The following is a 14,296-nucleotide window of genomic DNA, read 5'->3' as shown; positions in this document are numbered from 1 at the left end:
GTTTTGCTGCAACTTCGAAAAATCCCCGTTCTGTTGAGCGCCCTGCTGTTCAGCTACGCTGCGCAGGCGGGCAAACTGGCCATTGTCATCGATGACGTAGGCTATCGCCCTGCCGAAGAGAACAAGGTCCTGCAGATGCCGCAGGCCATTTCAGTGGCGGTTTTGCCCAACGCGCCACATGCCCGTGAAATGGCCACCAAAGCGCACCAGAGTGGTCACGAAGTGTTGATCCATCTGCCCATGGCGCCGCTGAGCAAGCAGCCGCTGGAAAAAGATACCTTAACGCCGGAGATGAGCAGCGAAGAAGTTACCCGCATCATGCGCAATGCGGTTAACAACGTGCCTTATGCCGTAGGTCTGAACAACCATATGGGCAGCAGGATGACCTCCAGCCTGCCCGGCATGCAGAAAGTGATGCAGGCGCTGAACCACTACAATCTCTACTTTCTGGATAGCATGACCATCGCTAACAGTCAGGCTGTTCCTGCCGCACAGGGCACCCAGGTCAGGGTATTAAAACGCCGGGTATTTCTGGATGACAGCCAGGATATTAATGCCATCCGCCAGCAGTTCAGTCGGGCGGTGAAACTGGCGCAGCGCGACGGTTACGCCATTGCCATTGGTCATCCCCACCCTAACACCGTGCGGGTGCTGCAGCAGATGTTACCCACATTGCCAGCCGACGTTACGCTGGTTCGTCCCAGTCAGCTGCTGAACGAATCACTGCACAGCGGCTCACGGCCGCCTGTGGCGCCGGCAAAACCGGTGACACCGCGCTTCCAGCCTGCAGACCTGTGTAAACCGAAACAGCCGCTGGCGCCGGTTCCTGCCACCCGAGCCTTAGCGGTAATAGCGGAAAGCGTGAATAACAGCCCGCTGTTTAACACGCTAAAAAATCTGTTCTGAATTTGCTATGAATGCTAAGTGTTCAGCTTAGCGTTCATTTATACGCAGAAATTACTATAATCCTGGGTCGGGCGATTACGTGCTGTGCGGGAACAGTGATAGGGATGACGATTATTAAACAAAAAATCCTGCTGCTGGATAACGGCAGAGAGTGGGGCGGCGGCACCAACAGTATGCTGGAGCTGTTGAAGCGTATTGATCGTCAAAAGTTTGATATCACCTGCTGCTTCTATCACAACTACAGCCGTGGCAACGACGAAACCATTGAGGCCACGCTGAATGCGCTGGCTATCCCGGTCTTTTTTATTCCGCAAATCAGGCAACCACGCTGGGCAAAGTTTGTTAAAGAAGTCGCGCGGGCACTGCTGTTTTTTAATAAAAAGCTCAAGAAGCGCGCCATCGATCAGATTGATACACACTGGCGCATTATGCCCAATGCCAGCAAAATCAACTCACTGCTGCAGCTGGGGAAGTTTGACACGCTCTATATGAATAACCAGCCCAGCACCAATGTGGAAGGTTATCTGGCGGCGCGCAGCCTGGATGTTGCGGTAGTGCAACACTGCCGTATCGATCCGGTACTGGAACCGCGGCTGGTCAGCATGGTCAATCAGGATTGCCAGGCGATCATTGCCGTGTCACAGGGCGTGAATAACACCCTGCGCAGCCACGGTGTTGACGCGGAACGCTGTTTTACCGTCAATAACGCTATCGACATCCACCAGCCTCTGCCCGACCGCCTTGAAGTACGCCAGCGCTTTAAACTCTCCCCTTCGACCTTTGTGTTTGGCACGATCGGCTCGCTGATATTGCGTAAATCTAATCACCATATTCTGCAGGCGCTGGGCCGTTTTAAACGCGCTAATCCCGATGCCGACTGGAAGATGGTGGTGGTCGGAGCGGGTCCGGAACTTCAGCATCTGCTGCAACTCGCTACCGCAGAGAACATCCAGCAGCATGTGGTCTTTACGGGCTTTCAGAACAACGCGCTGGATTACCTCACCGCCTTTGATGCGTTTATTCTTGCCTCACGCAGTGAGGGATTACCAAGGGTTGTGCTGGAGGCGATGCTGGTGAATACCGCCGTAGTGGGATCCCGCGTGGTCGGCACTGCCGAATTGATCAGTCATGACGAAACCGGGCTGCTATTTGATTATGGCAACGTGGTGCAACTGACCCAGCATCTGACCGCACTGTGGCAGGATGCGGATTTACGTCAACGCCTGATCAATGCGGCAGCGAAACGCGTACGTGAACAGTACGCTATTGAAACTTATATCAGCGGCGTCGAGAATATTTTGCAAAGCGTCGTGAAAAAGAAACCTCATGCTTAATTTTTTAAATCCCCGTTATCGCCATATCAGAGCGAGCCATAACCTGCCTTATTCGCAGAAAGAGGTTCAGGGCACTGTACCGGTAACCTCGGTCGTGATTCCCTGCACCGGCGCGGACTATATTGAAGAAGCCCTGCTCAGTGCCGATTTTGCGGCGCGCTTTGCGACAGAGGCTGAAGAGATCGTAATTGTCAGCGATCAGCCGGCTCACGCCTTTGGCAGCCTGCCAGTAAAAACCCGCGTGGCGACGCTGGATGTCCCGCATCGGGAAGAGAGCTATCGCTACAAGCAGATCTATCGCAGTCGTTTGATTAAATTGCAGGCGCCCTTACAGGCAAAAGGCGACGGCATTCTGATGATCGATTCCGACCTCAATCTGCTTAAGATGCCGGAGATCATGATGAAGCCCGGCCATCTCTATTCCAGTTTTCGTCAGGGGAAAATGATTGCCAAGCTGGCTGATGCGCCGGAAGAGGCGATTCCCGCCTACTACGCGCACAGTATCCGGCCCTGGCTGGTGGATCACGTGAATGGGGCTTACCTGGCTGCCACCCGTGAAGTCTGGCAGCGCATTTCGCCGCTGTGGCTGACGCTGTTTAATGATACCTGGAATTTAATGAACGACAGCCAGCCGCCTACTGACCAGCTGCCGCTCGCGGTGTTGCTGGACATGCTGGATATTAAAACCGTCAATCTGGGCGAATGGGCTAACTGGCCGGTCTCAAAGAAAATTGGCGGTCAGTCGGCGGTGATCCCGCCTGAAGTGGTAGGCGCACATGGCGGCTTTCCGCTGTCGGAATGGCAAAAATACCTCGCCGATCCGCAACAGCCGCTGAACTTTAAAGGCCAGGACTACACGCGCAAAGTGCGCTACCTGACCGATGAAGAGAAAAAACAAAGCTAATCATGCGGCCGCCCTGGCGGCCGTTGTTTTAATCCCAGCTCAGTATCACCTTTCCCGATCGTCCTGAACGCATCTCATCAAAGCCCTGCTGGAAATCGTCGATTCCATAGCGATGGGTAATAACCGGCGTTAAATCAAGCCCGGACTGGATCAGCGCCGCCATTTTATACCAGGTTTCAAACATCTCCCGGCCATAAATGCCCTTGATAAAAAGCCCTTTGAAGATTACCTGATTCCAGTCGATCGCCATTTCACCCGGCGGGATGCCCAGCAGTGCAATCCGCCCTCCGTGATTCATTACCTCCAGCAATGAACGGAAGGCAGGCGGTGCACCAGACATCTCCAGTCCGACATCGAATCCCTCCGTCATGCCCAGCGAGTGCATCACGTCTCGCAGATCCTCATTCGCCACATTGACCGCGCGCGTGACGCCCATTTTGCGCGCCAGTGCCAGACGATACTCATTGATGTCCGTGATCACCACGTTGCGTGCGCCGACATGGCGACAGACCGCGGCGGCCATGATGCCGATAGGACCCGCGCCGGAGATCAGCACATCCTCACCCACCAGATCGAACGATAGCGCGGTATGCACGGCGTTGCCGAATGGATCAAAGATTGCCGCCAGCTCATCGGAAATGTTGTCGGGAATTTTGAACGCATTGAAGGCCGGGATAACCAGATACTCCGCAAAGCAGCCCTGGCGGTTAACGCCTACACCCATTGTGTTACGGCATAAATGGGTTCGCCCGGCACGGCAATTGCGGCAATGTCCGCAGGTGATATGCCCTTCGCCCGAGACCCGATCGCCAATCGTAAAGCCTTTCACTTCCTGTCCTATCGCAACCACTTCCCCCACATATTCATGACCGACAATCATCGGTACCGGAATGGTTTTGCGCGACCAGTCATCCCAGTTGTAGATATGGACATCGGTACCGCAGATAGCGGTTTTGCGAATCTTAATCAGCAAATCGTTGTGGCCCGGCTCCGGAACCGGCGCATCGGTCACCATCCAGATGCCCGTTTCCTTCTTCAGTTTGGCGAGTGCTTTCATGACGGACTCCTCAGGCGATAACGCCCAGTTGTTTGCCGATACGGGTAAAGGCCGCCACCGCACGTTCCAGCTGTTGCTGGCTATGCGCCGCAGAGATTTGGGTGCGAATGCGTGCCTGACCTTTTGGCACCACCGGATAGAAGAAGCCGGTAACGTAGATGCCTTCCTGTTGCAGCAGGCGGGCGAACTCCTGGGCGACGCTGGCTTCACCCAGCATCACCGGGATAATGGCGTGATCGGCTCCCGCCAGCGTAAAGCCCGCCGCCGTCATCTGCTCCCGGAAGTAACGGGCGTTGTCCCACAGACGCTGACGCAGCCCGTCGCCTTCACTGAGCAGATCCAGCACCCGCAGCGAGGCGGCAACAATGGCCGGGGCCAGCGAGTTAGAGAACAGATAGGGACGGGAACGCTGGCGCAGCCACTCCACCACTTCTGCTTTTGCGGCGGTGTAGCCACCGGAGGCGCCACCCAGCGCTTTACCCAGCGTGCCGGTAATGATGTCGACCCGGCCCATGACGTCGCAATATTCATGGGTTCCGCGTCCGGCGTTCCCGACAAAGCCCACCGCATGGGAATCATCCACCATCACCAGCGCAGAGAACTCGTCGGCCAGATCGCAGATAGCGGGCAGATTCGCAATCACCCCATCCATTGAGAAGACCCCATCGGTGGCGATCAGAATATGACGCGCGCCTTTATCGCGCGCTTCCTGCAAGCAGGCGCGCAGCTGCGCCATATCGTTATTGGCATAGCGGTAACGCTGCGCTTTGCACAGCCGGACGCCATCGATAATGGAAGCGTGGTTCAGTGCATCAGAGATGACGGCATCCTGCGCATCGAGCAGGGTTTCAAACAGACCGCCATTGGCATCGAAACAGGAGGAGTAAAGAATGGCATCCTCCATGCCGAGAAAGTCTGCCAGCCGCTTTTCCAGCTGCTTATGACTATCCTGCGTGCCGCAAATAAAGCGCACCGACGCCATACCAAAACCATGCGAATCCATCCCCTCTTTCGCCGCCTGAATCAGCGCCGGATGGTTCGCTAAACCTAAGTAGTTATTGGCACAGAAGTTAATCACCGCCGGGTTATCGCCAACCGCGATCTCCGTCTGCTGGGCAGAGGTGATGATCCGCTCCTGTTTAAACAGTCCTTCCTGACGTGCATCATCAAGTTGCTGACGAAGTTGTTGATAAAATTGCGCAGGCATCATTGCTCTCCTCAGATGGCAAAAATCTGGCATATCTTACTGAACAGGCCGCTTCTTCACGATAAATCGCCCAACAGAATATCATTTTTGCAGCATAGTTCACGCCACAAGGATGTACGCACAAAGCGTTACAGAGTCATCTGGCTGTCTGCACCCTGATGAAATGTTATGATGTGAGGTATTCGTGTGTGAAACCTCCTGTTTCACCCCACAACGTTGAAGGTAACAACATGATTATCGTAACTGGCGGCGCAGGAATGATTGGCAGCAACATCGTCAAAGCGCTGAACGATCGCGGTCACACCGACATTCTGGTGGTGGATAATCTGAAGGATGGCACCAAGTTTGCCAATTTAGTCGACCTGGATATCGTCGATTACATGGACAAAGAAGAGTTCCTGATGAGCGTGATGGCGGGCGATGATTTAGGCCCGATCGAAGCGGTGTTCCATCAGGGCGCCTGCTCCTCCACCACCGAGTGGGATGGCAAGTACATGATGGAGAACAACTATCAGTACTCCAAAGAGCTGCTGCACTTCTGTCTTGAGCGCGAGATCCCGTTCCTCTACGCCTCTTCCGCAGCGACCTACGGCGGACGCAACGAGAATTTCATTGAAGAGCGTCAGTATGAGCAGCCGCTTAATGTTTATGGCTACTCTAAGATGCTGTTCGACCATTACGTCCGTCAGATGCTGCCGGAAGCGAACTCGCCGGTATGCGGCTTCCGCTATTTCAACGTCTATGGACCGCGTGAAGGCCACAAGGGCAGCATGGCAAGCGTGGCCTTCCATCTGAACACGCAGATCAGCAACGATGAAAATCCAAAACTGTTTGAAGGCAGCGACGGCTTTAAACGTGATTTCATCCACGTTGATGATGTTGCGGAAGTGAACCTGTGGTGCTGGGAAAATGGCGTCTCCGGGATTTACAACTGTGGCACAGGCCGCGCCGAGTCCTTCCAGGAAGTGGCTGACGCAGTACTGAAGTTCCACCAGAAAGGTCAGATCGAGTACATCCCGTTCCCGGAAAAACTCAAAGGACGGTACCAGGCCTATACTCAGGCCGATCTCACTAAGCTGCGTGCGGCCGGCTACGACAAGCCATTTAAAACGGTGGCGCAGGGCGTCGCTGACTATATGGTCTGGCTGAACCGTAACGCATAAAGGAAGCTGCTCCGGCGATGAAAATTCTGGTAATCGGCCCGTCGTGGGTCGGCGATATGATGATGTCGCAAAGTCTCTATCGCACCCTCAAGGCCGAACATCCCGATGCGGTGATTGACGTGATGGCACCTGCATGGTGCCGTCCGTTGTTGTCACGCATGCCGGAGGTGAATCAGGCGCTGGCGATGCCGCTTGGGCATGGCGCGCTGGAAATCGGTGAGCGTCGCCGGTTGGGCAAAGTGCTGCGCGCCAGTCACTACGACCGTGCTTATGTGCTGCCTAACTCCTTCAAGTCGGCGCTGGTCCCCTTCTTTGCCGGAATAAAACGCCGCGTCGGCTGGCGCGGTGAAATGCGCTATGGCCTGCTGAATGATTTGCGCGTGCTGGATAAAGCCGCATTTCCACTGATGGTTGAGCGCTACGTTGCGCTGGGCTACGACACACCTGTTGCGTCGGCGGCGCAGCTGCCTCAGCCGCTGTTGTGGCCAAAACTGCAGGTTGAAGAGCAGGAAAAAATTGAAACGGCCGCACAGTTTCAGCTCGCCGCGACCCGTCCGGTCATCGGTTTTTGTCCGGGCGCTGAATTTGGTCCGGCCAAACGCTGGCCGCACTATCACTACGCCACGCTGGCCCGCCAGTTGATTGCTGAAGGCTTTCAGATCGTGCTGTTTGGCTCCGCCAAAGATCGCCCGACCGGCGAAGAGATTATCGCGGCGCTGCCCGAAGAGGCTCGCGGCCACTGCCGTAATCTGGCGGGTGAAACCCAGCTGGAACAGGCGGTGATTTTGCTGGCGCAATGCCGTGCCGTGGTCAGCAACGACTCAGGCCTGATGCATATCGCCGCGGCGCTGGATCGTCCACTGGTGGCACTCTATGGACCAAGCAGTCCTGACTTTACGCCGCCGCTGGCAAAGCAGGCGCGAATTATTCGCCTGATTACCGGCTATCACAAAGTGCGCAAAGGCGATGCCGAACAGGGCTATCACCAGAGCCTGATCGATATTCAGCCTGAACGTGTACATCAGACGCTGAGCGAACTGCTCGCGCCACAGGAGGTGCCATGCACGTCCTGATTGTTAAAACCTCATCAATGGGCGATGTGCTGCATTCGCTCCCGGCACTGACCGATGCAATGCATGCCATTCCCGGCATCCGTTTCGACTGGGTAGTGGAAGAGAATTTCGCACAGATCCCTGGCTGGCATCCCGCAGTAGATAAGGTGTTACCGGTTGCGATTCGCCGCTGGCGCAAACACTGGTTTGGCAGTCAGCAGCGTGAAGAGCGCGTGCTGTTTAAGCGCGCGTTACAGTCACGTGAGTACGATATCGTGATTGATGCACAGGGCCTGATCAAAAGTGCCGCGCTGGTCACCCGCTTATCGAAAGGGGTGAAACATGGGCAGGACAGCCGCAGCGCGCGTGAGCCGTTCGCCAGCTGGTGGTATGACATCCGCCATGAGGTCAGTAAGCGACAGCACGCGGTTGAGCGGACGCGCGAACTGTTCGCCAAAAGCCTGGGCTATGAAAAGCCGAAAAGTCAGGGTGACTACGCCATTGCCGGACACTTCCTGCATCATCTGCCCGCTGACGCACATCATTACCTGGTCTTTCTGCATGCCACAACGCGTGACAACAAGCATTGGCCGGAATCACACTGGCGACAGCTGATTGAGCTGATGCAGCCCAGCGGGTTGCGGGTGAAATTGCCCTGGGGTGCTGAACATGAGCATCAGCGTGCGCAGCGCCTTGCAGAAGGATTTGAGCATGTCGATGTACTGCCTAAGCTGACGCTGGAAGCGATAGCACAACAGCTGGCGGGCGCACGGGCGGTGGTCTCAGTGGATACCGGATTGAGCCATCTGACGGCGGCACTGGATCGCCCCAACCTCACGCTGTATGGTCCGACCGATCCTGGACTGATTGGCGGTTACGGGCAGAACCAACAGGCACTGAGCGCCCCGAATCATAATCTGGCAGAGCTGACTGCTGACACGGTGGCAGAGAAACTGCGAGCCGTTATTACGGAAAACATGCCATGAACTATGTGCTGATCTACCTGCTTCTGCTGCCTTTCCGGGCCATAATGCGGCTGTTTTACCGTCCAACCGGACGCAGCCTGATCATCCAGACGGCAAAGATTGGTGATTTTATTAATATCACCCCGATGCTGCGCGCACTGGGTCAGTCTGAGTTGCTGATCAGCAAAGCGGTGGAGCCGCTGGCGCGTCACGATGACACGGTCAGCCGCTATTTCCTGATTGAAGAGGCGAAGCGCAGCTTTTTTGCCAAACTGAAGCTCGCGTTCACGCTGATGAACCGCTATGACAACGTCTATCTGGTGCAGCCAAACAGCGTGAACCTGTTTTTCGCCGCGCTCTGCAACGCATCGAACAAGCAGTTTCTGCGCACCTATGTGCGTAAGTCCTACCATAAGACCTTCTATCGCAGCGCCAGCGGTATTGTCGACCACACCAAAACGGATTTAACGCTCGATAGCTACCTGAAGCTGATTAATCGTGACTACCGCCACACCGATTTCCCTAAGCATGCGACCTCACCGCTCTGGCAGCCGCCTGCGCCGCCCGCCGCGCTGCTTAATCCGCGCAGCGGTATTAAAATTGGCATCAGTATTTCTGCTGGTAACCGGGCTAAAACCATTCCTGCCAGCATCTGGCAGCAGCTGATGGCATCGCTGGCTGACCTGCCCTGCACCTTTTATGTGTTTGGCCCACCGGCTGAGCAGCCGTGGCTGGATGAGTTACTGAGCCTGACCGGCCCGAAAGACAATATCGTCAGTCTGATTGGTGAGCTAAAACTGGAAGAGGTTCCGTGGGCCATTGCACAGATGGATTTCTACATCTCCTCTGACTCTGGCAATGCTTATATTGCGGATGCGCAGCAGATACCGGTGATCATGCTTTACGGGCCGTGTGAAGTCAGGGAACAGCGTCCGGTCAATAACGTTTTGTTTATCGGACCGGATAATATTGCTGCGTCGACGTTCGTTTTTGCCACCCGTTTTCAGTTTGATCAGCCTGCTGAAAAATTATTCGGGCTGGATCACGATAAACTGACTAGAATACAAACGTTTATTACTCATAATCTGGAATAGTGAAGCGTAATGGCAATTACCCCTCTTGCTGAGGCCGTTCAGCAAAGTCAGCTGCTGGTTAACACGCTTGCTGACACGGATGATAATCCGGTTCATGTTGCGTTTGGCATCAACTACGCCTACGCGCGTGGCCTGGGCATTACGTTGTTTTCACTTCTCAGCCATCATCCTGATACCGCTTTCCACGCCCATGTTTTTTCAGACTCGCTTTGCGAAGAGGATGTGGAAAAACTGCGTTCACTGGCCACGGGCCATCGTCTGGCGATCACGCTGCATATCTTTAACCGTGCCTGGGTTGATCAGCTGCCTGCGGTCGGACGCTATCCCAAAAGTATCCACTACCGTTTCCTGATCCCGGAAACCGTAGCGAGCTACAGCGATCGGGTGATCTATATTGATGCTGACACCCTGGTGGTGGGCGACTACTCTCCCCTGTTCACGCTGGATATCACTGATTACACGCTGGCGGCCTGTAATGACACACCGCGAGCGCGACATAACCAGTGCGCAAGGCTGGGGCTGAAGCACCACCACTATTTCAACTCCGGCTTTATGCTGATTAATATTCCACGCTGGCTCGAAAGGCAGACCACCGCGCGCATTACCGACGTGCTGGTAACGCGGGGCGCAGAGTTTGGTTTTCCCGATCAGGATGCGCTGAATATCGTGCTGGAGGATGAGGTCCTGATCCTGCCAGACCGCTATAACCACATTTACGACATCATCGCCAATAAAGTCTGGGATCACACGGGCGTGCCTGAAGAGACAGTGATGATTCACTACACCGGTAAATGCAAACCCTGGCATGCATGGGCTGGCAGCGATCTTTCCCACCGCTACTACAGCTATTACCAGCGCTCACCCTGGGCTTCACAACCGCTTGATACACCAAAGCATTATAAAGAGATGAAGCGATTCGCCCGCGTAAAATGGCATCAGAAACAGTATGCTGAAAGCCTGAGCTGGATGATGAAGTATGTCAGTCTCAAGTTTTTTAAACAGAGTGAGCAATAGCACACTCAGGTTTATCAGATTGATACGGGCGCTGTTATTTCAGCGCCTGACTTTCCCGCCATTTATCCCGCCGGCTGTTTGCCACGACCTCTGTAATAACGACGCTGACAGCAAGCCAGCATAATAATCTGTTTACCTGCACGGCCACATTGCGTAAAAAAAGCGCATATAGCGCATTATTATTGTCGGGCGTGGTTTTTAGTAAAGCAGGGATGCAACATCGTTTTATAATTGTGAACTCCCTGATTTCACTCTGCTGATTTGGAAATGATTTATGACGAGGCAACGCCCTTTCGCAGTGAATACAATGCTGGTGCAGATATTGTCATGAGTACTTCTCCTCTTCTGAGTATCATTACCCCGATGTACAATGCGGGCAGCATGTTTGATGAGTTCATGCAGTCACTGCTGGCGCAGACGCTGACTCTGCTTGAGATCATTATCGTCGATGACGGTTCAACCGATGGCTCAGGCGAGCGCGCCGATCAGTATGCACAGCAGCATTCTCACATTCGTGTGATTCATCAGGAAAATGGCGGCGTCTCGCGCGCCCGTAACGCCGGGCTGGCGATTGCCCGCGGGAAATATGTCACCTTCCCTGATGCGGATGACACCATGCAACCCGATATGTATCAGACGCTGGTGACGCTGGCGGAAGCAGATAATCTGGATGCGGCACAGTGCAACGCCGAGTGGTTTTTCAAACACAGCCAGCGGGTAAAGCCGCTGATTCCGCTGGATCGCCTGCGCAGCACGCCGGTGCTGAGCGGTGCCGACTGGCTGAATACCGCGCTAAAAACCCATCGTTATATGCATGTGGTCTGGCTGGGCATCTATCGCCGGGAACTGATTGAGCAGCATCAGTTGCAGTTTGAACCCGGCCTGCATCATCAGGATATTCCCTGGACCACCGAGTTTATGCTGCTGGCAAAACGCGTGCGTTATACCGAAGCGGTACTCTATCGCTACTATATGCACGACGCCTCAATCAGCAATCGCAAACGTACCGGCGAGCGCAACGTAGAGTATCAGCGTCACTACATGAAGATTGCGCGACTGCTGGAAGAGCTCAATGACCGCTATCGTGACCGCGTGAAGATCTACCCGTCGTTTCACTATCAGGTGACCCATGAAGCGCTCAGCGTTTGCCACAGTGTAAGACGTGAGCCTGACGCCCGCGCACGCCAGGCAATCATTGCCGAGCTGTTCGCCACCCGGACACACCTGCGCATGTTACGCAACGCCCGGGGAATTAAGCAGTGGTATCAGTTGCTGTTGTGGCTGGCCCGGCTCTATCGCTGGCGTGATAAATAACCTTTGAGGCTGGCTTTATCCTAAAAAGGGTTTGCCCTACAATCGGTTCACTGAATTCTGAGAACTCTTGTTTATGGCCAGCCTGACTCCAGCAAACATCTCTCCAAAAAATATATTACTGATTAAGCTGCGCCATCATGGTGACATGCTGCTCACAACACCCGCCATCAATGCGCTTCATGAGCGTTATCCGCAGGCCAGCATCGACGTGTTGCTCTATCAGGAGACGCGTCCGATGCTGGAAGCGCATCCGGCTATCCGCCATTTGCACGTCATCGATCGTAAATGGAAGCAGGAGGGCACCTGGCGCAAGCTGGGCCATGAGCGTGCATTAATTCGCGCCATACGTGACGCACATTATGATCTGGTGATTAATCTGGCCGATCAGTGGCGGGCTGCCCTGATTACGCGGCTCTCTGCGGCACCCGTTCGCATCGGTTTTGCCTATAAAAAACGTGATAACGTCCTGTGGCGATGGTGTCACAATCAGCTGGTCTCCACACACAATCACAGCAAGCTGCATACCGTTGAGCAGAATATGTCGGCGCTGGCACCCCTCGGCATCAGCAGCGACGGCGCACGTGTCTCAATGCACTACAGCGACGCTGACCAGCAAATTGTGCTGACCCGACTGGCAGAACACCAGGTAACCGCGCCCTATATTGTGGTGCAGCCGACCTCACGCTGGGGCTTTAAATGCTGGGAAGAGGAGAGCGTTGCTGCCACGCTCGATCAGCTGGCGCAGCCGGGCCGCAAAGTGGTGCTGACCGCCGGGCCGGACAAACAGGAGCTGGCAATGATCAACCGCATTCGGGCACTGTGTGCGTCGCCGGATGTGGTTTCGCTGGCCGGTCAGTTTACTCTGCCGCAGCTGGCGGCGCTTATCGATCATGCCCGGCTGTTTATTGGTGTCGACTCTGCACCAATGCACATGGCCGCCGCACTTGAAACGCCCTGTATTGCGCTGTTTGGCCCGACCAAGCTGCAGCACTGGCGGCCATGGGGCGACAATAATCATGTCATCTGGGCGGGGGATTATGGCCCGCTGCCCTCACCCGATTCCATCGACACCAAAACAGACCAGCGTTATCTGTCGGCCATTCCGGTGAAGGATGTGGTCGCGGCAGCGAGGAGCTATCTGAATGAGTAAGTTACGGCTGGCGATTGTCCGGCAGAAATATCGTCCGGATGGCGGTGCCGAGCGTTTTATCTCGCGCGCGCTGGAAGCGCTGGGCAGCGAGCAGCTCGATCTCAACATCATTACCCGCAGCTGGCAGGGCACACCCAATCCTGACTGGCATCTGCATATCTGTAATCCTGCAAAGCTGGGCCGGGTATCCCGTGAGCGCGGTTTTGCCCTTGCAGCACGCGCCTGCTGGGAGCGCGAAAAGTTCGATATTGTGCAAAGCCACGAGCGCATCGCGGGCTGTGATATTTTTCGCGCGGGTGATGGTGTTCATCGCGTCTGGCTGGAACAGCGCGCCCGCATCGTCTCATCGTGGCAACGACTGAGTGCTGTGCTCAGCCCTTATCATCGCTATGTCCTGCAGGCGGAAGCGGAGATGTTTAACTCTCCGACGCTGAAAGCGGTGATCTGTAATTCTGAGATGGTAAAGCGCGATATCCTGCGCTGTTTCTCGCTCGACGCCGGAAAAATCCACGTTATTCATAATGCTATCGATGCCAGCCGTTTCCAGCCCGCCACGGAAGCTGCACGTCGCGCCACCCGTCAGCAGCTGGCGCTGCCCGATGCGGCCACCGTACTGATTTATGTCGGCTCCGGCTTTGAACGCAAGGGGTTGAAAGCGGCGATACAGGCGCTGGCTGCCAGCGACCGTTATCTGATTGTGGTGGGTCAGGATAAGCAACTGCAGCGGTATCAGCAGCTGGCAAATCAGCTTAACTGTCTGGACCGCCTGCGCTTTGTCGGCGTACAGCAGGATGTGCAGCCGTTCTATCACGCGGCTGATGGCCTGCTGCTGCCCACCCTCTACGATCCTTTTCCTAATGTGGTACTGGAGGCGATGGCCTGCGGCTTACCGGTGATTACCAGCACTGGCTGCGGTGGCGCAGAATTTATTACCGCTGGTCAGGAAGGCTTCGTCTGTGATGCTTTGGATATCAACGGGTTAAATCAGGCTGTTAATGCAATACCGGCGCTTTCCGTCGATTCACGAATGGGTGACGCGGCGCGGCGCAAAATTGAACCTTATGGTCCACAACGGCTGGCGCAGGCGCTGACTTCGCTTTATCAGCAGGTCCTGAGCAGCAACTGACAATGTGGGA

13 protein-coding genes are annotated in these 14,296 nt (G+C 55.1%); 11 read left to right on the top strand and 2 right to left on the bottom strand.

Going from position 1 to position 14,296, the window contains the following annotated elements:
* Positions 1–3: 3 nt before the first annotated feature.
* The 3 genes from HFD95_RS19380 (at position 4) to HFD95_RS19370 (ending at position 3,144) form a co-directional block, all read left to right on the top strand.
* Positions 4–906, top strand: coding sequence for a divergent polysaccharide deacetylase family protein (locus HFD95_RS19380; RefSeq protein ID WP_045139508.1), 903 nt, complete (start codon positions 4–6; stop codon positions 904–906).
* A 104-nt stretch (positions 907–1,010) separates the two neighbouring features.
* Positions 1,011–2,240, top strand: coding sequence for a glycosyltransferase (locus tag HFD95_RS19375; protein ID WP_010258244.1), 1,230 nt, complete (start codon positions 1,011–1,013; stop codon positions 2,238–2,240).
* On the top strand, positions 2,233–3,144 hold the full coding sequence (locus HFD95_RS19370; RefSeq protein WP_045139507.1) for a hypothetical protein: 912 nt from the start codon (positions 2,233–2,235) through the stop codon (positions 3,142–3,144). Before HFD95_RS19375 ends, HFD95_RS19370 begins: the two co-directional genes overlap by 8 nt.
* Positions 3,145–3,172: 28 nt before the next feature.
* On the opposite strand, the gene tdh is transcribed toward HFD95_RS19370, so the two are convergent.
* Both tdh and HFD95_RS19360 read right to left on the bottom strand, forming a co-directional pair.
* Positions 3,173–4,201 (bottom strand): L-threonine 3-dehydrogenase, encoded by a 1,029-nt coding sequence (tdh, locus tag HFD95_RS19365; RefSeq protein WP_031591867.1) that lies wholly within the window; start codon positions 4,199–4,201, stop codon positions 3,173–3,175.
* A gap of 10 nt (positions 4,202–4,211) precedes the next feature.
* Entirely contained in the window at positions 4,212–5,408 is a 1,197-nt protein-coding gene (locus HFD95_RS19360) for a glycine C-acetyltransferase (protein WP_045139519.1), read from the bottom strand.
* Between the two features lie 230 nt (positions 5,409–5,638).
* Between HFD95_RS19360 and rfaD the strand changes: the two genes are divergently transcribed.
* The 8 genes from rfaD (at position 5,639) to HFD95_RS19320 (ending at position 14,286) form a co-directional block, all read left to right on the top strand.
* Entirely contained in the window at positions 5,639–6,571 is a 933-nt protein-coding gene (gene rfaD, locus HFD95_RS19355) for an ADP-glyceromanno-heptose 6-epimerase (RefSeq protein WP_010258257.1), read from the top strand.
* Between the two features lie 17 nt (positions 6,572–6,588).
* Complete coding sequence (rfaF, locus tag HFD95_RS19350) at positions 6,589–7,644, top strand: ADP-heptose--LPS heptosyltransferase RfaF (protein WP_010258260.1); 1,056 nt, start codon at positions 6,589–6,591, stop codon at positions 7,642–7,644.
* Positions 7,632–8,609, top strand: coding sequence for a lipopolysaccharide heptosyltransferase RfaC (rfaC, locus tag HFD95_RS19345; RefSeq protein WP_167430624.1), 978 nt, complete (start codon positions 7,632–7,634; stop codon positions 8,607–8,609). The genes rfaF and rfaC overlap by 13 nt, the downstream gene beginning before the upstream one ends.
* Positions 8,606–9,682: a glycosyltransferase family 9 protein gene (locus HFD95_RS19340; protein ID WP_124889590.1), complete on the top strand. Its 1,077-nt coding sequence runs from the start codon at positions 8,606–8,608 to the stop codon at positions 9,680–9,682. Before rfaC ends, HFD95_RS19340 begins: the two co-directional genes overlap by 4 nt.
* 9 nt (positions 9,683–9,691) lie before the next feature.
* On the top strand, positions 9,692–10,696 hold the full coding sequence (locus HFD95_RS19335; RefSeq protein ID WP_010258267.1) for a glycosyltransferase family 8 protein: 1,005 nt from the start codon (positions 9,692–9,694) through the stop codon (positions 10,694–10,696).
* 327 nt (positions 10,697–11,023) lie between these two features.
* Entirely contained in the window at positions 11,024–12,010 is a 987-nt protein-coding gene (locus tag HFD95_RS19330; protein ID WP_191914759.1) for a glycosyltransferase, read from the top strand.
* Positions 12,011–12,083: 73 nt separating this feature from the next.
* The gene (rfaQ, locus tag HFD95_RS19325; RefSeq protein ID WP_010672090.1) at positions 12,084–13,160 is read left to right on the top strand and encodes a putative lipopolysaccharide heptosyltransferase III; all 1,077 of its coding nucleotides are present in this window, start codon (positions 12,084–12,086) and stop codon (positions 13,158–13,160) included.
* A complete protein-coding gene (locus HFD95_RS19320) occupies positions 13,153–14,286 on the top strand; it encodes a glycosyltransferase family 4 protein (protein ID WP_022624906.1) in 1,134 nt (377 codons plus the stop codon). Before rfaQ ends, HFD95_RS19320 begins: the two co-directional genes overlap by 8 nt.
* Positions 14,287–14,296: the final 10 nt, after the last annotated feature.

The organism is Pantoea sp. EKM10T (assembly GCF_011800685.1).
In the GTDB taxonomy this organism is placed as follows: Bacteria; Pseudomonadota; Gammaproteobacteria; order Enterobacterales; family Enterobacteriaceae; genus Pantoea; species Pantoea agglomerans.
The sequence above is the reverse complement of the archived record's forward strand: the minus strand, read 5'-3'. Positions and strand labels throughout refer to the sequence as shown.

What these genes read in the sequence shown, in the direction of transcription:
- HFD95_RS19375 (WP_010258244.1), top strand. Translation starts at nt 1,011, where the DNA reads ATGACGATTATTAAACAAAAAATCCTGCTGCTGGATAACGGCAGAGAG.
- HFD95_RS19370 (WP_045139507.1), top strand. Translation starts at nt 2,233, where the DNA reads ATGCTTAATTTTTTAAATCCCCGTTATCGCCATATCAGAGCGAGCCAT.
- tdh (WP_031591867.1), bottom strand. Translation starts at nt 4,201, where the DNA reads ATGAAAGCACTCGCCAAACTGAAGAAGGAAACGGGCATCTGGATGGTG.
- HFD95_RS19360 (WP_045139519.1), bottom strand. Translation starts at nt 5,408, where the DNA reads ATGCCTGCGCAATTTTATCAACAACTTCGTCAGCAACTTGATGATGCA.
- rfaD (WP_010258257.1), top strand. Translation starts at nt 5,639, where the DNA reads ATGATTATCGTAACTGGCGGCGCAGGAATGATTGGCAGCAACATCGTC.
- rfaF (WP_010258260.1), top strand. Translation starts at nt 6,589, where the DNA reads ATGAAAATTCTGGTAATCGGCCCGTCGTGGGTCGGCGATATGATGATG.
- rfaC (WP_167430624.1), top strand. Translation starts at nt 7,632, where the DNA reads ATGCACGTCCTGATTGTTAAAACCTCATCAATGGGCGATGTGCTGCAT.
- HFD95_RS19340 (WP_124889590.1), top strand. Translation starts at nt 8,606, where the DNA reads ATGAACTATGTGCTGATCTACCTGCTTCTGCTGCCTTTCCGGGCCATA.
- HFD95_RS19335 (WP_010258267.1), top strand. Translation starts at nt 9,692, where the DNA reads ATGGCAATTACCCCTCTTGCTGAGGCCGTTCAGCAAAGTCAGCTGCTG.
- HFD95_RS19330 (WP_191914759.1), top strand. Translation starts at nt 11,024, where the DNA reads ATGAGTACTTCTCCTCTTCTGAGTATCATTACCCCGATGTACAATGCG.
- rfaQ (WP_010672090.1), top strand. Translation starts at nt 12,084, where the DNA reads ATGGCCAGCCTGACTCCAGCAAACATCTCTCCAAAAAATATATTACTG.
- HFD95_RS19320 (WP_022624906.1), top strand. Translation starts at nt 13,153, where the DNA reads ATGAGTAAGTTACGGCTGGCGATTGTCCGGCAGAAATATCGTCCGGAT.